Annotated in this window: 15 protein-coding genes; 14 read left to right on the top strand and 1 reads right to left on the bottom strand. The window is 49.6% G+C overall.

The features are described 5' to 3' along the window. The first annotated feature begins 2 nt into the window (after positions 1 to 2). The 14 genes from ACKTT9_RS31350 to hisD all read left to right on the top strand — a co-directional run bounded on the left by ACKTT9_RS31350 (position 3) and on the right by hisD (position 15,230). Entirely contained in the window at positions 3 to 812 is an 810-nt protein-coding gene (locus ACKTT9_RS31350) for an IclR family transcriptional regulator (RefSeq protein WP_407869097.1), read from the top strand. A gap of 14 nt (positions 813 to 826) precedes the next feature. Beyond that, positions 827 to 1,768, top strand: coding sequence for a Gfo/Idh/MocA family oxidoreductase (locus ACKTT9_RS31345; RefSeq protein WP_407869096.1), 942 nt, complete (start codon positions 827 to 829; stop codon positions 1,766 to 1,768). A 49-nt stretch (positions 1,769 to 1,817) separates the two neighbouring features. Further along, complete coding sequence (locus ACKTT9_RS31340) at positions 1,818 to 2,648, top strand: HpcH/HpaI aldolase family protein (protein WP_407869095.1); 831 nt, start codon at positions 1,818 to 1,820, stop codon at positions 2,646 to 2,648. Between the two features lie 11 nt (positions 2,649 to 2,659). Further along, positions 2,660 to 3,451: an SDR family oxidoreductase gene (locus ACKTT9_RS31335; RefSeq protein ID WP_407869094.1), complete on the top strand. Its 792-nt coding sequence runs from the start codon at positions 2,660 to 2,662 to the stop codon at positions 3,449 to 3,451. A gap of 64 nt (positions 3,452 to 3,515) precedes the next feature. Further along, positions 3,516 to 4,304 (top strand): SDR family NAD(P)-dependent oxidoreductase, encoded by a 789-nt coding sequence (locus ACKTT9_RS31330; protein ID WP_407869093.1) that lies wholly within the window; start codon positions 3,516 to 3,518, stop codon positions 4,302 to 4,304. 102 nt (positions 4,305 to 4,406) lie between these two features. Further along, positions 4,407 to 6,650, top strand: coding sequence for a helix-turn-helix domain-containing protein (locus ACKTT9_RS31325; protein WP_407869092.1), 2,244 nt, complete (start codon positions 4,407 to 4,409; stop codon positions 6,648 to 6,650). A gap of 222 nt (positions 6,651 to 6,872) precedes the next feature. Then, positions 6,873 to 7,715 carry a PIG-L deacetylase family protein gene (locus ACKTT9_RS31320; protein ID WP_157319100.1) on the top strand — a complete coding sequence of 281 codons (843 nt, stop codon included), beginning with the start codon at positions 6,873 to 6,875 and terminating at the stop codon, positions 7,713 to 7,715. 57 nt (positions 7,716 to 7,772) lie between these two features. Continuing rightward, positions 7,773 to 9,212 (top strand): extracellular solute-binding protein, encoded by a 1,440-nt coding sequence (locus ACKTT9_RS31315; protein WP_407869091.1) that lies wholly within the window; start codon positions 7,773 to 7,775, stop codon positions 9,210 to 9,212. 93 nt (positions 9,213 to 9,305) lie between these two features. Next, positions 9,306 to 10,193, top strand: a complete 888-nt coding sequence (locus ACKTT9_RS31310; protein ID WP_407869090.1) for a carbohydrate ABC transporter permease — start codon at positions 9,306 to 9,308, stop codon at positions 10,191 to 10,193. Between the two features lie 17 nt (positions 10,194 to 10,210). Further along, positions 10,211 to 11,041 (top strand): carbohydrate ABC transporter permease, encoded by an 831-nt coding sequence (locus tag ACKTT9_RS31305; protein WP_407869089.1) that lies wholly within the window; start codon positions 10,211 to 10,213, stop codon positions 11,039 to 11,041. 32 nt (positions 11,042 to 11,073) lie between these two features. Continuing rightward, positions 11,074 to 12,090 (top strand): Gfo/Idh/MocA family protein, encoded by a 1,017-nt coding sequence (locus ACKTT9_RS31300; RefSeq protein ID WP_407869088.1) that lies wholly within the window; start codon positions 11,074 to 11,076, stop codon positions 12,088 to 12,090. Positions 12,091 to 12,132: 42 nt separating this feature from the next. Then, positions 12,133 to 12,924 (top strand): phytanoyl-CoA dioxygenase family protein, encoded by a 792-nt coding sequence (locus ACKTT9_RS31295; protein ID WP_407869087.1) that lies wholly within the window; start codon positions 12,133 to 12,135, stop codon positions 12,922 to 12,924. A 28-nt stretch (positions 12,925 to 12,952) separates the two neighbouring features. After that, the gene (locus ACKTT9_RS31290) at positions 12,953 to 13,912 is read left to right on the top strand and encodes an aldo/keto reductase (protein ID WP_407869086.1); all 960 of its coding nucleotides are present in this window, start codon (positions 12,953 to 12,955) and stop codon (positions 13,910 to 13,912) included. A gap of 43 nt (positions 13,913 to 13,955) precedes the next feature. Continuing rightward, on the top strand, positions 13,956 to 15,230 hold the full coding sequence (gene hisD / locus ACKTT9_RS31285) for a histidinol dehydrogenase (RefSeq protein ID WP_407869085.1): 1,275 nt from the start codon (positions 13,956 to 13,958) through the stop codon (positions 15,228 to 15,230). A 505-nt stretch (positions 15,231 to 15,735) separates the two neighbouring features. Here the strand turns inward: hisD and ACKTT9_RS31280 are convergent. After that, on the bottom strand, positions 15,736 to 16,575 hold the full coding sequence (locus ACKTT9_RS31280; RefSeq protein ID WP_407869084.1) for an AraC family transcriptional regulator: 840 nt from the start codon (positions 16,573 to 16,575) through the stop codon (positions 15,736 to 15,738). Positions 16,576 to 16,746: the final 171 nt, after the last annotated feature.

The raw sequence follows: 16,746 nt of genomic DNA, 5'->3' as shown, positions 1-16,746 counted from the left end.
CTATGAGCATGGATATAAGTCAGAAGCAGGAACGCTACACCATCCAAACGATTGACAAAGCGTTGGATTTGTTGGAGCTGCTGGCTGAACATGGTTCCCTGAATTTGCTGGAGCTGACAGATCTGCTCGATCAACCCAAATCATCTACGTACCGAATCGTCTTGACGTTGGAGCAGCGGGCTTTCATCAGTAGAAGCGATGACAACGGCAAGTATTGCCTCGGCTACAAGCAATTAATGCTGACGCGAGGATTGTTGGAACGCAACACATTAAGAGCCTCTGCGATGCAAGAAATGAAGAAGCTCTCAGAGCGTTATGGAGATACGATTAATTTAGGTGTTTTAGTGGATGGTGAGGTGCTATATGTGGACATCATTGAGAGCACACAGCCGCTCCGCATGACGGATACCGTTGGCTCCAAATCCCCCTTTCATGCCACAGCCATGGGAAAAGCGATGACCGCTTACTTGCCGGAGGACCATGTCAGGGAGCTGATTGCACGTCATGGACTGCCGGCGAAGACCAAACATACCCTGATTTCACCTGAATCGCTTTTTGCTGAATTAAATCAGGTCAGGCAGCAAGGATTTTCATTGGATGATCAAGAAATTGTAGAGGGTGCGCGTTGTTTGGCAGCTCCAATCTTTAATATGTACGGGACCATCGAGGGTGCAGTCAGCCTGTCAGGGGCGATGCACCGGTTTGCTCCGGACGTTGTGCCTGAAATGGCGGAAAGCGTCAAGACGGCTGCGTTTCAGATCTCCCGAAAGCTGGGATACCCCTATGCACCAACCGTTATGGACGATAAATGAGAGGAGAGCTCCTCATGCAACCCTTACGAATTGCGGTTCTCGGGATGGTGGATGGGAATGGTCATCCTTACTCCTGGAGTGCCATGTTCAATAACTATGATCAAGCAGCGATGGCCCATTGTCCTTATCCTGCCATTCCGGCTTATCTTGCAAAAGAACCGAAAGAAAAGCTGCAAATTCCAGGCGCGTCGGTGACGCACATTTGGACCGATGATCCCAAAGACGCGGAACTTGTGGCAAAAGCGTCTCTCATTCCTCATATCGTGAGCAGGCCGGAGGATGTCATCGGGCATGTGGACGCTGTGATGATCACGACGGACAAGGGTCACGAGCATGTGGAACGCTGCCGGCCGTTCGTCGAAGCGGGTATTCCCATTTTTGTCGATAAACCGTTGGTCGATAATGAGCCAGATCTTAGACAGTTCCAGCGTTGGGTACGGGATGGCGCCAGAATTATGTCATCCAGCTGCATGCGCTATAGCAAAGAATTCATGCCTTACCGCACTTCGATACATTCTTTAGGACAGCTTCGTTATTCAAGCATCACGACTTGCAAAAGCTGGGAGCGTTACGGCATCCATGCTTTGGAGTCCATTTACCCCATTCTAGGCCCCGGTTTTCTTTCTGCACAAAACGTAGGAACCAAGGAACGAAATATCGTGTTATTTAAGCATCGCATACATGGCGATGTTGCTGTGATTGCGATTGAAGATCTATATGGTTCGCACGGTCTCTTACAGCTATGCGGCACGAGTGCCAGTGCTACCGTCAGTTTCCAAGATACGTTTTATTCCTTTAAAACTCAGCTTGAAGCCTTCATCGGTTATTTACATACAGGAGAGCGTCCTTTTCCGTTCAGTGAAACTGAAGAATTAATGCGTATGGTCATTGCTGGTATTCGAAGCCGGGAAGAGGGCGGAAGAGTAGTCCCTCTGGAAGAAATCGCTGCGGATTAATGATGAAGTCAAGTCCGCATTTCGCATACACCTGAAGGAGGTTGAAAGGATGACAACACAATTTCATATGCGTCCGAGTCGCGTTTTACGCAAGCTTAGATCGGGGGAAACGGTGATTGCGCTAAAGCTAAATCTCGCCGACCCGCGAATTACGGAGATGGCTGCCAGGATTTCCGGTGTGGATTGCCTTTGGACGGACATGGAGCATGTCCCCAATGATTGGTCTGTGATCGAGCGGCAAATATGGGCTGCGAAAGCTTATGATGTGGATGTGCTTGTGCGCGTGGCGAGGGGCAGTTATAGCGATTTGATTCGCCCATTGGAAATGGATGCAGCGGGGATCATGATACCTCACGTGATGAGTCTGGCGGATGCCAAGCAAATCATCCATCATACGAAGTTTCATCCGCTTGGCCGCCGCCCGCTCGATGGCGGAAATGCCGATGGCGCTTTCTGTAATTTAGACTTGGCTGATTACATCTCTCAGGCCAATGATCAGCGCTTCAATGTGCTGCAGATTGAAGATCCGGAGCCGCTTGCCGAGCTCGAAGAGATGATTGCACTGCCTGGACTGGACATGATCTTCTTCGGTCCCGGCGATTTCAGCCAAGGCATTGGCGCACCCGGCAAGTGGGACCACCCGCTGCTGCTGGAAACACGCCAATCGGTTGCGCGTCTTGCTCAGAAACACGGCAAATTTGCAGGAACAGTAGGCAGTCCGGGCAATCTGCACGAGTTGACGGCAATGGGCTACCAATTTGTCAGTGTGGGAGCGGATGTCGTTGGGTTCGGCCAATATTTGAGCGGAATTGCCTCCAGTATTAACCGCGTGTCCGGAACCGGCACGGATTCTGTCTACGGCTCGACGAAGAGCAGTTAAGGAGGCCGGGGATGTATACAGAGCTATTTTCTTTACAGCAAAAAAGCATTGTGATCACGGGAGGGTCCGGTTATCTCGGATCGGCGCTCACGGAAGCGATGTTGGCCTTTGGCGCTGATGTCACGGTGGCGGATTTGACGTTCCGTACAAATGCAACGCTGGAAGCCGCCACTCAGGAAGGCCGTCTGCGCCATATCGTCTGCGATGTTTCGGATACGGATTCGATCCGGAATATGATGCAGATGCACGTCGCAGCCAGCGGGCGGTTGAACGTACTGGTCAACTGTGCTACCTATGGGGCCGGTTATGGCAAAGGAGCAGAGCTGGAATTCATGACAGATGAAGTGTGGCAAAAAGGTGTGGACGGTGCGGCAGGAACAGCGTTCCGCTGTATTCGGGAAGCTATTCCGCACTTAAGAGAAAGCGGCGGCGGCTCGATTATCAACTTTGCCTCGATGTACGGCGTCGTTTCGCCCGATCCTTCCATCTATGGCGACAGCGGTGCGAACAACCCGCCGAATTACGGCGTTGGCAAAGCGGGCGTCGTCCAACTGACCCGTTACTGCGCTGCTCATTTGGCGAAATACGGGATACGCTGCAACAGCGTATCTCCGGGACCTTTTCCGAACACCGTCATCGGTCAGAATGAAGATTTCGTTCAGAAGCTGCAGGCTAAAACCATGCTAGGCAGGGTAGGGAAGCCTGAAGAAATGACGGGTGCCGTCATCATGCTGGCCTCGGATGCATCCAGTTATATGACGGGATCGAACCTGATGGTAGACGGCGGATGGACGGCTTGGTAACGATAGGAAAGGCGATGCTTCCACAAGGGGCTGCAAGGGCCACAAGGGACAGGAGGAATTCGATTTGAATTCGCATGTGATGCAAAGTTTCTCGTTAGCCGGCAAGACGGTCTTACTGACAGGAGGAGCAGGGCTGTACGGCACGCAAATTGCAATCGCTTGTGCGCAGGCCGGAGGCAGCGTGTACGTGACGTCACGGGATGAATCGCGTCTTGAAGCGATTGAGGAGAAGTTCAGACAAGAGGGTTGTACGGTGCATGCCCTCCAATTCGACCAAGAAAATCTGTCCTCGATTGCTGCGATCCGTGATAAGCTTGAAGAGCGGGAAGGGAAGTGCGATGTCCTCATCAACAATGCGGTTGCCCGCACGATGTCGCACTACAACGATTCGCTCGAAAGCTTCGCCCGCAGCATGGCGGTTAACGCGACCGGGTTGTTCGAGATCACACGGGTGATCGGAGATTGGATGGCCGAGAAAGGATCGGGTTCAATCATTAACATCGGCTCGATTCAAGGGATGGTTGGACCGGACCCCACCCTGTATGAGGGGCTTCCTTTGAATGGCCTGGTCCCGGACTACTTCTTCCACAAAGGCGGCATGGTCAACTTTACCCGATTCATCGCCAGCTATTATGGCGCGCGTCAGGTCAGGTGCAACTGCCTCTCGCCGGGAGGCTTCCAAACGGAGAAAAATCTTCCTGAATTCGTTCATCGCTATAACGACAGAACGATGTTAGGCCGCATGGCGAAGTCGGATGACATTTGGGGGCCGATCGTCTTCTTAGCCTCCGATGCTTCCCAGTACGTAACCGGCACGAACCTCCCGGTAGACGGGGGTTACACAGCGAAGTAAACATCCATACACAAACGGCATCGACGCATGGTGCCGTTTTCGCGTACCCGCGGTTATGTCAATTTTAGATTAGAAAAATAGATATTATTGGGGGTGAAGGTTATGAGAAGCTCTGTTCATGGGTTCCGGGTTTTTCACGATCTGAAATTGGTAAAAAAGCTGTGGTTATCGTTCTCACTGGTTACACTCATCGCGCTCATTATCTTTGCTGTGCTGTCTTCGACGTTTATCAAACGATTCATGACAGACCGGGAAGGCAATGCGATGCTGCAAAAAATCGAGTATTTCACCGGCAGCATGGATAGCTACATTCAAAGTATTGAAAAGTCTTCCCAGCTCCTCGTCTACAATGAAAATATTCAAGAACCGTTAAGCGCTAATGCATCGAATTTGAATGGGATGAATCGCATACAGGCTTTCAATTACATCTATGATCAATTACGGCAGTTATCTGACAGGTTTTATGGGATCGAAGCGATTTATTTGGTGGATAAATATCAGAATGTATACGACAGCGGTGTCGGGATGAATTTCACGCCGAGTTATTTGGTTAGCGATGAGTTCGTCAAACAAGGCTGGTATGACAAAATGGCCAACAATAACAGCAGCAATTCGTTATGGTCGTTCATTAAATGGCGCGATAAGCAAACATCGATTGTCATGTTCAAAACGATTTACGATAAAAATAATTTGCAAATCCTCGGTTATCTCATCATTTCGATTTCTCCAACCATTCTTAACAATTATTTGGCCTCATCAAATCTGGACGAAGGTACGAACAGTATCGTCGACTCTAACGGTTTTATCTTTTCCGCCGGGAGCGGAGCAGAGAATCCTCCCATTGATATCGCCCGAATGACGGGTACGAAAGGGCATTATACCGAAGAGAGCAATCACTATGTTGTCGCTTATTCCAAGCACCCGTTGACGAACTGGACGTTTGTTCATACGATTCCAGAAAGTTTGCTGCTTAAGGATTTGAAGCAAATCAACAATTTATGGATTACTTTTCTAGGCTTATCCCTTGCGCTCATGGTCATTGTTTCCGTCTTCATCTCCAGGACGATTTCCATGCCGATGCGCAAAATGATTCGCATGCTCCGGCATGTCGAGCAGGGCAATTTGAATTTGAAATTTCAACCTTTATATAAAGATGAACTGGGTGATCTTGGCCGTGCGTTCAATCACATGATTGATAAAGTTCGCGAGGGCGAGCCGCTCATGCGGGAGAAGCTGGTCCGTTCCCTCATCGAAGGAAGCATGACGGAGACGGAAGCGCAGATGTTCGAAGAACGGCTCGGTTTCCGCCTCAGCAGCACTTCGTTTCGCGTTGTTCTCTTGCACGTACACGGAGGTAATGAGAAAGAAATGCTGGATCGGGCGGAATCGATCATCCATGAATTCGAAAATTGGCATGAGATGATCAGCATTTATTTGTCGAGCGAACAATATTGTTTAATTTTTAACGGTACCAATGACGAAGTGTTTAATAAAATCAATGTGCTGATTGCCGTGTTGAAAGAAAGGCTTGGCCTGCACATGTATGCGTTCGTCGGCAATCAATATGAACATGTTAACTTGATCAAAACCTCGTTCGAGGAAGCCAAGACACTGCTGAATTATCTGGTTGGCGAAAGAATGGATGAACAGACCAATGTCTTCTTCGTCGGAGATGCCTGGAAGCTGCAGTACCCTGAAGCGTACGAAAATAAGCTCCTTTATTACATGGAGCAGCGTGATATCGATAACTGTTCAGCTGTGATGGAAGAGCTGATTGTCTATGCGAGAGCCAGCCATCTTGTGCCGCACGTGCTGTATGCGTTAATGGCCTCGCTCTACAATCACTTGTATAAACTGCTCATTAAATCAGGCCAATCCGCAGTACTGAGTAAAAGCTGGTTCGGCGATGTGCAGGAAAAGCTGTTGTCGCAGCCGCTGGAGAAAAACGGCAGGCAGTTCATCGCGCTTGTCAGAGAACACTTAAGCCCGAATGTTCAGGAAGAGAAAAAGCCTAGCAGAAGCATTCTCAAATCACTGCAAATCATTAACGAGCAATACAGCGATGTGGGACTGGGGATTGATTCGGTGGTCGAGCAAATCGGTCTGAACGCCAACTATTTCAGCCAATTATTCAAAAAGGAAGTTGGTGTCGGGTTTACGGACTACGTTGGGCAAGTGCGCATGGAACACGCCAAACGGCTTTTGGAGGAACCGGCCAACAAAATCAAAGATATCGCGCTGCAGGTCGGATTTATGAATCCGCACTATTTCAGTATTTGGTTCAAAGACAATACCGGACTGTCGCCTTCGCAGTATCGCAAGCAGCTTTTAGGGCAAATCGGTTAATCATACAGCCGCCTATACACCTTTGTTATTTTAAGAAACAGGTCGAATTCCTTATATTTGCTTGTGAGACTAACGAAATTTAAGGTTATCTAATGAATTTCACCTACGCAATGTTAGAGGGCCTATGCTACCTTGTTGGTAGATCACACTATCGATGTTGACAGCGCTGTGCAGATGGATTCACAGAGGGGTTCAACAATCTGATCACACAAGGAGGGCTCTATGAAAGTGATGACGATTTATGCGCACCCCGCCGATACGATTACGAATTGCGGAGGTACGCTGGCGCTTCACGCGAAGCGCGGGGATGAAGTCGTTGCTCTGATTTTGACACATGGAGGACGGCTGCATCCCAACAAATACGCCGAGGAATGGCGTAAAGACAATCCCGACGAGAGCCTTCTACATGCGGGCCTGGAAGAAATTGCGCTGAATAAAAGGCGTGAATTGGAGCGGGCCGCTCAAACGATCGGCATATCCAAGCTCATTTTACTTGATTATGATGACAACTACTCGGTTGTGAATGAAGAAATCGTAGATCGGATCGCGGAAGAAGTGTCCAAGGAAAGGCCGGATATCGTGATTTGCGATTTTCCGATGAATACGGCCTTCCATAATCCGCATACGATCGCGACCCAGATGGCGTTTGCCGGTCTAAGCAAGGTTTCGCTTTTCTTGAAAAACCTGGACGGCCAAGCAGAATATCAAGTGAAACAAATCTTTTTAACCTCGCTGCCGGTTAGCCCAATTGATGGCCTTAGCTTGTACGGGATGCGCAATGACGTGTTTATCGATATCAGTTCTGTTGTAGGCGAGAAGATTAAAGCGATGGATGAATTCAAAAGCCAAGGCTACAGCGGATTATTCGCCCGCAAGCTGCTCGAATCCTACAACGGCGAGTATGGACGGGCGGCAGGCGTTAATTTCGCAGAAGGCTTTTACCGTGTCTATAACGAAACGCATTCGCATTTGCCATTAACGGAAGCTGCGCAAAAAAGTGATTTGTTAATGAGGCATCTCTCTTATTCAACCATGAGTATTCGTGAGATGTTTCCCCTTACTTAACTTCGTTATCCGCATATCAATCCAATTCGCTTTACATAGGAGAAGGGGGCCGACGGAATGATCCGTAAAATGAATAATTATTCATTTAAATCATGGTTTGTAGCAGCAGGTGTATCGCTTCTCATGGCGACGACCGTAGGGTGCAGTACAGATGGGGGTTCCAGCAAACCGTCGCCGACAACGGCTCCCGCAGGCAGCGCGAGTCCGGCAGCAGCAGCGTCGCAAGCCCCGAAGGAAGATCCGAAGATTGAACTGACGGTCTGGGCAGCGCCGAACGGTACCTACAAGCCGGGGCAGAAGGCCGGTGACTGGTTCAAGGAGGATTTGCTTCCGGAATGGAACAAAATTCACCCGAACGTCAAGGTCAACATCGAGCTCATCCCTTTCGACGGCATTAACGAGAAAGTCACGACAGCGATTGCTTCCAAGTCGGCGCCTAACGTCTTCCTGGACTATCCGGGACGTACTTTGGCCTATGGTCAGATGGGTGCGCTAGCTTCCCTGGAGGATATTATTCCTGCAGATGATCTGGCTCAAGTGAAGAAGAGTGCGGATATGATGAAAATGGTTTCGGTAGGCGGCACCGTCGTGACGATGCCCTACTACTCGACTCAGCTCGGATTGATCCTGGATAAATCCTTGTGGAAAGAGGCCGGCGCTGAAAACCTGCTTCCGCAAGATGAGTACAGGACATGGACGCCGGACCAATTCAAAGCGGCATTGAAAGCCGTGGCGAACAAAGAGAAGGGCGTATACGGACTGACGCTGTTCGCTCTGAACGAACAAGGCGATCAGATTTATAACAACATTATCTCCGGCTACGGGGTCAAATTGTTTAATGCGGATTACACGAAATATACGGCAGGGGAAAGCCCGGAGTCGGAAAAAGCGTTAACGTTCTTCAAATCGTTGGTTGATGAAGGGCTTGTCACACCGCATCCGGAAACGTTGACCTCTACGAACGCATTGGACTATTGGAAGCAGCGGAAAAACGGGATGGTCGTAGCCTCGGCAGCCCACTCGGATATTATCAAAAACGGTTTGAAAGACGGAAGCGTCAGCGGACCGCATGAGTACATGTACGTCAATTTTCCTTCGACAACCCCAGGGCAAGCGGCGTTAAAGTCGGAAGTCGGTTTCGGAGTCGTGTTCAAAAATGCGGATGCCGTCAAAGAAGAATGGGCGAAAAAATTCCTCTATTGGACGATGAAGGATAATACCATTTTCCAAACAGCCATGAAATCCTTCAACCCGCTCGGCAAAGCGCCTGCATGGACAGAAAGCGACCCTGAGCTGCAGTTCCTTGCCAAGCTGGCAACGAAAACGAAGGAATGGCCGGTAATTGACCCAGGTTGGGGAATCAAAGGGTATCCGGAGATGAGAGCCGCGATGTTCCCTGAAATTCAAAAGCTATTTATCGGTATGTCGACGCCTAAGCAAACGATTGATACCATTTCGAAGAAATTTAACGACACCATCGCCAAATACAATAAGTAAAAGATGAACGATGCGGCAGGATGGCTATAGTCACGTTGTAGTCACCTGTCGTCATTTCCTTATCCTCTTAGCGGTAAAAGGAAGGAGCAGCCAATGAAACCGAGTACATTCAGCAGCATCCGTTTGCGCAGAGAAATCAGCGGTTGGCTATTCGTCCTGCCCATGTTGTTGTTTTTTCTGCTATTTGTTGTGTATCCCATTCTCAAAGCGATCAAAAGCAGCTTTTACGGCTTTGATTATACCAAGTACTATTGGACCGGGCTCGATAATTACCGCACGATTTTCACAGATCCTCTCTTTTGGAAGTCTATTCTTAATACGTTGGAATTTGTCTTGTATCTGGTTCCATCCATTACCGTGATTGCCCTGATGATAGCGGTTACATTACATGCCTATCCGAAGAAAATGCAATCGTTTTTCAAGGCCGCCTTCTATATTCCAGGCGTTACCTCAATTGTCTCCCTGACTTTAGTGTGGCAGTACATCTACAATGGACAGTTTGGCCTTGGCAATTATATCCTCGGCCGAGTCGGTCTGCAGCCAGTGAATTGGCTGGGAGTCCATTCGGCGACGCTGGCGTTATCTTTAATTGTGCTTACGATCTCTGTGGGGTCAGCGGTTGTTGTCTTTTCTGCTGCGCTCGGCGGAATTCCCAAGGATTATTATGAATCTGCTGCACTGGATGGTGCAAAGCCGGGGAAAATGTTCCTCCAGATTACACTTCCAATGCTTAAGCCGACCTTGCTATATGTCGTGGTAACGGGAACAATCGGTGCTTTCCAAGTATTTGCGATTATTTTGATCATGACAGGTGGAGGGCCGGCCTACCGGACAACGACGATAATGATGCTGATTTATCAACAGGCGTTCGTGAACATGAATTTTGGGATTGCGAATGCGATGGGGATTGTTTTGTGCGTCCTAATCAGCTTGATTGCCTACGTGCAGTTCAAATTTCTTAAATCGGATATTGAGTACTAGGGAAGGGGGAGACGAAGATGCCGAATAAAAAATCATCGCTGTGGGGAGGCCATGTTTTCCTCTGGGTACTCACTTTGTTCTTCCTCTGGCCCTTTTATTGGATGGTCAGCGGCTCCTTCAAAAATCTGAAGGTTGCCCTGCAAATCCCGCCAGAATGGATACCAGTTCATCCTACTTTGCAAAATTATGCATCGCTATTCAAGAACAGCCCGGTGTTCACCTGGTTCTATAACAGCATGTTCATCTCGCTAATTGCCACATTGCTTGTGATTGCGGTTAGCTCCTTATCCGCTTTCGCGTTAGCCAAAATCCCATTTACAGGCTCGAAATGGTTGTTTACGGTGATGATCGCCGCCATGACGATTCCGCACACGGTGTTATTCATCCCGCTATTTCAATTGTTAAATGATTTCAGTCTCATTAATACACGGTGGGGAGTTTTACTGCCGGTCGTTGGCTGGCCGTACGGTGTGTTCTTGTTGAAGCAGTTCATGGCTTCGCTGCCGACGGAATTGACAGAAGCTGCGAAAATCGACGGCTCCGGCGAATGGCAGACGTTCTGGCACATCATCCTGCCGCTTGCCAAACCTGGCATTGGCGTGCTTGCCATCTTTACATTTGTGAACACGTGGAACGACTATGTGTGGCAAGTCATCGTGCTGAACGGGGAGAAAATGTTTACCTTGCCGGTAGGCATCAAGGTTGCCCAGAAAATATCGGAGCTCGAAACGAATTATGGCATTGCAATGGCCGGGGCGATGTTCGCTACGCTTCCTGTGCTGATCATTTTTCTCTATTTCCAAAAGTACTTTACGGAAGGCATTACCTTAGGCGCTTTAAAGGGTTGATGGTGGGATGAGACAGAAAGAGGGGATTCCTGGTGTTTCAGGCAGCCGTAATCGGACTTGGCAAAATTGGATTAACCTTTGACATCCCTTTTCAAGGAAGAGCGCACAGCCATTCCATGGCCTATCTTTTGCATCCGGAGATTGAGCTGGCAGCTGCTGTCGGTAGAAGGCAGGCACAGGCGGAACAACTGGCTAAAGTTGCTCCGAAGACGAAGTTTTATTTAGATTCGGACTTGTCTGCCATGCTGAGTCAGCAGCATTTGGATCTCATCAGCATTTGCACACCGCCTACTGTTCGGTATGAACTGCTGCAAACCGTGCTGGAGCAATCCAGCAGCAGGCTCATCTTTCTTGAAAAACCCGTTGCGAATTGTGTGGAGGAAGCGGAGCGGATCATGTCCTTGTGCAAGCAGCATAGCGATCGGACAGTCGTTGTCAACTTGTCCAGAAGATGGAGCGAAGGAGCGATGCAGGTCCGAGAAGCCGTAAGCAACGGGACGTACGGGAAGGTGAAAAAGATCCATTTGCGATACAGCCGTGGCATCTACAATACAGGTTCGCATCTGTTCGATATGGTACGGTATTTGGCCGGGGCGATCGAGCACGTGCAAGTGGTTGAGCGGGTTGCGACCAACTTGGATGCTGTGGAGGATTGGACCTATTCCTTCTTTTTTACGGCAGATGGAGGTTCAATTACAGGGTATGCGGAGGCGTTCGATGACCGGCTTTATAACCTTTTTGACATTGTGCTGTATTTGGAAAAAGGGGTGATCGAGATGGTCAAAGGCGGAGATGAAATCCGCTATTCCACGACCGAACCGCATCCCGTGCAACCGGGAATCAGGCAGTTGGTGCATGAACGAACGGAGACGGGCATGCTCAGTAAATCGAGCAATATGCAAAATGCGGTTGACCACCTTGTTCATATTCTAAAAGCAGGCGTGGAGCCAATATGCTCACTGGCGGATGGTATGGATCCGCTTTATGTAGCAGAGGCGCTAAACCACTCCTATGCTAGCGGCAAATCGGTGAGAGTGCGTTGTCACTGACGGGGGACCGTTCATTTTTCCTGGGAGAAGGGAGTGCTTCGGATGGGATTGAGTCAATTAACCGCCGAGCAGCAGAAATTCTATGAAGATCACGGGTATTTATTAGGGCTTCCCGTTGTTTTTTCAAGCGAAGAAGTGAAGGAACTGCAACAGGGTTATGAGCAGCTAACGGCTTTATTGCAGGGGGACGAAAATCCGTCGGACATCATGGGTTGGCATAAGACGTGCCGGTGGCTGTATGACATTTGTGCTCATCCGCAGATTATCCATTATGTTGAAGGCGTGTTGGGCAGCGACTTTTATTTGGCAGCGAGCGAGTTTATTACAAAATCTCCTCATTCGGACAAAGTGGTGCCGTGGCATCAGGACTCCTATTATTGGTCTACGGCGCTAAACAACACCGTCACGGTGTGGCTGGCTTTCACAGATGTAGATGAGGCTAACGGAGCTATGAAAGTGATCCCGGGGACGCATACAGCAGGCGTGATTCAGCATAAAATTGCCGGCGATGACGCGATTTTGTCCTTCGAACTCGATCAGGGGACCTTCAGCGAAAAGGACGCGGTCTCGATGATCATTCCCGCAGGCGGTATTTCCATGCATGTCGATACGCTCATACACGGTTCAGGTCCTAACATTTCCGATCGCTGGCGCATCGGCTTCGTTATTCGCTACTCCAAGACGATGGTGCAGTGGGATCCGCAAACCTATCCTGATTTTGAAATGTATATGATGAGAGGAAAAGACGAATACGGGTACCATCCGCAGGGGGACTTGCCTGTGGAAGCTTTTGGGCGTCCGCCTTATGCGAAACGGATTCGTAAACGTGAATAATAGGAAACATCGCCTAGGAGAAAGAGAGATGAGTCTTATTCGAACCGACAATGAACAGTGGACGGCTGCAATCTCTCCGTTGACGCTGGGCACCGTCCAATTGGGCATGCCCTATGGCATTGCGAACCGGCTGGGGCAGCCGGATGAGGAAATGGCGGGTCGCATTTTGAATGCTGCCATGAACGGAGGCATTACTTGCCTCGACACAGCGAGTGCCTACGGGAGTGCGGAGCAGGTGCTCGGCCGTTATTTTCAACAGCAAACGCGTGCAGCCACGATCATCACGAAGTTCACTTTACAAGTAAATCGTGAAACAACGTTGTCCGACTTGGAAGCGCAAATCGAAGACAGTGTGAACCGTTCCATGGAGCGCCTTCAGGTGGATTGTCTGCCTGCTGTGCTGCTGCATCGGCCGAATGTGCTGGGCCAATTCGGCCGCCAAGTGACAGAGCTGCTGTTGAGGCAGGTCAAGCGGGGGAATATCGGCACCATCGGTGCTTCACTGCTTTCCTTTGATGCGCAGGAATTCGCGGAGAATTGGCGGGAACTGCAGGATGATTGTTACCAGCTTGTCCAGGTGCCCATCAATGTCATGGATCGCCGAATGTTTGCGAACGGGACCTTCGACCAGCTCATTCGCTCGAATAAAAAGCTGTTTGCAAGAAGCATTTATTTGCAAGGCTTGTTCTTCATGAAGCCGGAGGCGCTGCAAGATCGGCTGAAGCCGGCAGAGCCATGGCTTGCTCGGTTGCAGGACTTCGCTGAGCAGGAAGGCATGTCTGTGGCTGAATTTGCTTTTTCCTACATTCACTACATGCCTGGTATTGCGAGCATCGTCTTTGGCGCTGAAACGCCGGAGCAGGTTAATGCAAATATTGCGCTGTTGAACACGCCTGCCATCCGTGAGAAGACACTGCATGAGCTGGCGCAAGCATTTTCACAAGTACCTGAATACGTAATCACGCCTAACCTGTGGGAAGGCAAGTAACAGCTTGACATTCAATTGAATTCGAAACATGGAGGAGAGCGGCGTGGGTATTTATTTGAAAAAAGGGGATGTCGGCCAGACATCTTATATCGCGAGTGAAGAGGCTGTCTACCGTACCGTGAAAGAAGTTATTCAGGACATTGCGATTGGCCAAGACGAAGCGGTCCGAACCATATCGGAAAAGTTCGATCATTGGTCGCCTGAGCATTTCCGATTGAGTGAGGAGCAAATTGGGGACATCATCGCTCGTGTACCAGAGCAAGTGCAAGAAGATATTCGATTCGCACAGCAGCAAATTCGAAATTTTGCCGAAAAACAATTAGCAACGATGCAGGACCTGGAAGTAGAAACCTTGCCCGGCGTAATTCTTGGTCATAAACATATTCCTGTTGCCAGCGTGGGCTGTTATGTTCCTGGCGGCCGTTATCCCATGGTTGCTTCTGCGCATATGAGTATCCTCACAGCTAAAGTTGCCGGAGTCAAGCGAGTTATTGCTTGCACGCCGCCGATTAAAGGCGAAATACCGGCAGCAACGATTTGCGCGATGGCATTCGCCGGAGCCGACGAAATCTACGTCCTTGGCGGGATTCAGGCTATGGCGGCAATGGCTCTCGGGACAGAAACGATTCGCCCCGTCGATATGCTTGTAGGACCTGGGAATGCTTACGTGGCTGAAGCCAAACGCCAGTTGTTCGGGAAAGTCGGCATCGACCTGATTGCCGGTCCGACGGAAGTTCTCGTCATCGCCGACCATACGGCGGATGCGGAAATGGTCGCCGTGGATTTGCTTGGTCAGGCGGAGCATGGCCCTACGTCGCCGGCTGCCTTGATCACGACTTCCGAGTCACTAGCCAGGGAGACGCTGCTTGAGATCGAACGGCAGCTTCAGGTACTCCCTACAGCAGACATCGCAGGTGTCGCATGGCGGGATTACGGTACCGTGCTGGTCGTTGACAGCATAGAGGAAGCGCTCATCGAAGCTGATAAGCTCGCTTACGAGCATGTGGAGGTACTGACGGAACAGCCGGACTACTTCTTGGCGAATATGACAAACTTCGGAGCATTATTTCTCGGTCCCGAAACGAATGTGGCTTATGGGGATAAAGCCATTGGCACGAATCATACGTTGCCGACCAAAGGGGCTGCCAGATATACGGGCGGGCTTTGGGTGGGCAAATTTTTGAAAACGTGCACGTATCAACGCTGTACGAAGGACGCCAGCAAACTGGTTGGCGAATATGTCTCCAGGCTGTGTGACATTGAGAACTTCATGGGCCATAAGGAACAGGCCGATCTGCGTGTGCGGCGTTACGGATGAAGTCCTCCTGAGGAAGGCGCAAGCGTCGAGTCTTATTATAAGCAAAGCGAAGTGCTGCGCAGATTCAGTTTTTCGGTGAAAAGCGGGGCATAGGATTATGTCGATTATCGCGAGGAGCTCTCACTCAAGTAGATTATTTCTACTGGGGAGGGCTTTTTTTGGTTTTTATCAGCTGGAAGGGAACTACAGTCCGCTATCGCCTGGATAAAGCACATTTTCCACGTGAAGGGGAACTACGGTCCGCTATTTTACCAATTTGACCTGAAAAAGGCGCCGTGGAAACAAATAAGGGCCTGTAGTTCCGCTCGGCGAGGAAAATGCTCGTTTTTCTTCAAATAGAGGACGCTAGTTCCCTTGGAGTGAGCAGTTAGGCGGGGGCCCGCTAATTAAGTCTCCGCAGTAGGAGGCTTCGATGTTTTCTTACCGTGAATGAGACTGACTACTTGTCAAATACGCCGATTCTGCTGCTAGCAGGAACAGTGACGGACGAGAGCTTGGAACACAGTCATTCAACAAAATCAATATCCTGCCGAATCTTTAAATCCCCATAATTACTTTTCGCCGGCCGCCCTTTATAGCGAAAACTGGACGGAGGCGCGCCATTGTGAGACTTGAACATTTTGCTGAAATGGTAAACGTCGGTGAAACCGAGTGCGCTTGCAACCTCGGTAATATTCATCGAGGTCTCGGACAGGAGAAATCGCGCCCGATCCATGCGGACTCGGGTTATGTACTCCCTTAAGGAAAACCCAGTGTATTTCATGAACAGTTGGCTCAAATAGCGCGGAGAAACATTGACGTTTTCGGCGAGGCTCGCTACGGTGATGGCCTTCTCGCCGATTTGGTCGCGGAGCTCATCCATTACTTTGTGGATGAGCTGTTTGTGCATATGGGAGACCGGCGACGAAGCACCGCTTTTTTGCTGGCGCAGCATATGCAGTAGAACAAGACGCACGAGCAGGTCGAATTCTTCTTGCTGCTGGTCTTCCTCCCGAAGCTGCAGTTCAACAATGCGCTGCAGGCATGTTTCCGGTACAATCGTGTCCTCTAATCGCACATGTCTTTCGGGAAGCTCAACTTCCAGACCCGGTTGGATGATAAAATGGATGAAAATGACGGTTAGTCGATGTTCGAGTTCCTGAGTGGCCTTCACTTGATCGCCAGGCCGGATTAAGAAGCAGGAGCCTTTAGCGATCGGGTAGCTGACTCCGTTGATTGTCATTTGCCCTTTTCCTTCTATGGCATACCATAGGTCGTAATCGGGCATGGGGGTTAGACGAGACCATTCCCAACCTGGCTCACAACGAGATTTTCCAACGGAGCCATTGTAAATGAAAGTGATCATCGCAAACCCTCCTTCAAGTGACGTTTGGTTTCCATTTAATCATAAGCACAGGCTGTTAGCAACGAATTTATGAATGTCTGATGCATGCAGATTTGTACAAAAAAGTCGCTCCTAGGTCCATTTTCATTCAAGAAGAAAAACGGTATTGTTAGGGTAATGGATGTAGATTTA

The organism is Paenibacillus sp. P36 (assembly GCF_045866505.1).
Classification (GTDB): Bacteria; Bacillota; Bacilli; order Paenibacillales; family NBRC-103111; genus Paenibacillus_E; species Paenibacillus_E chondroitinus.
Note: the sequence above shows the minus strand (reverse complement) of the source record. Positions and strands in the feature narration are given on the sequence as shown.

Coding starts and splice junctions, on each gene's coding strand:
- ACKTT9_RS31350 (WP_407869097.1), top strand. CDS start 3: ATGAGCATGGATATAAGTCAGAAGCAGGAACGCTACACCATCCAAACG.
- ACKTT9_RS31345 (WP_407869096.1), top strand. CDS start 827: ATGCAACCCTTACGAATTGCGGTTCTCGGGATGGTGGATGGGAATGGT.
- ACKTT9_RS31340 (WP_407869095.1), top strand. CDS start 1,818: ATGACAACACAATTTCATATGCGTCCGAGTCGCGTTTTACGCAAGCTT.
- ACKTT9_RS31335 (WP_407869094.1), top strand. CDS start 2,660: ATGTATACAGAGCTATTTTCTTTACAGCAAAAAAGCATTGTGATCACG.
- ACKTT9_RS31325 (WP_407869092.1), top strand. CDS start 4,407: ATGAGAAGCTCTGTTCATGGGTTCCGGGTTTTTCACGATCTGAAATTG.
- ACKTT9_RS31320 (WP_157319100.1), top strand. CDS start 6,873: ATGAAAGTGATGACGATTTATGCGCACCCCGCCGATACGATTACGAAT.
- ACKTT9_RS31315 (WP_407869091.1), top strand. CDS start 7,773: ATGATCCGTAAAATGAATAATTATTCATTTAAATCATGGTTTGTAGCA.
- ACKTT9_RS31310 (WP_407869090.1), top strand. CDS start 9,306: ATGAAACCGAGTACATTCAGCAGCATCCGTTTGCGCAGAGAAATCAGC.
- ACKTT9_RS31305 (WP_407869089.1), top strand. CDS start 10,211: ATGCCGAATAAAAAATCATCGCTGTGGGGAGGCCATGTTTTCCTCTGG.
- ACKTT9_RS31295 (WP_407869087.1), top strand. CDS start 12,133: ATGGGATTGAGTCAATTAACCGCCGAGCAGCAGAAATTCTATGAAGAT.
- ACKTT9_RS31290 (WP_407869086.1), top strand. CDS start 12,953: ATGAGTCTTATTCGAACCGACAATGAACAGTGGACGGCTGCAATCTCT.
- ACKTT9_RS31280 (WP_407869084.1), bottom strand. CDS start 16,575: ATGATCACTTTCATTTACAATGGCTCCGTTGGAAAATCTCGTTGTGAG.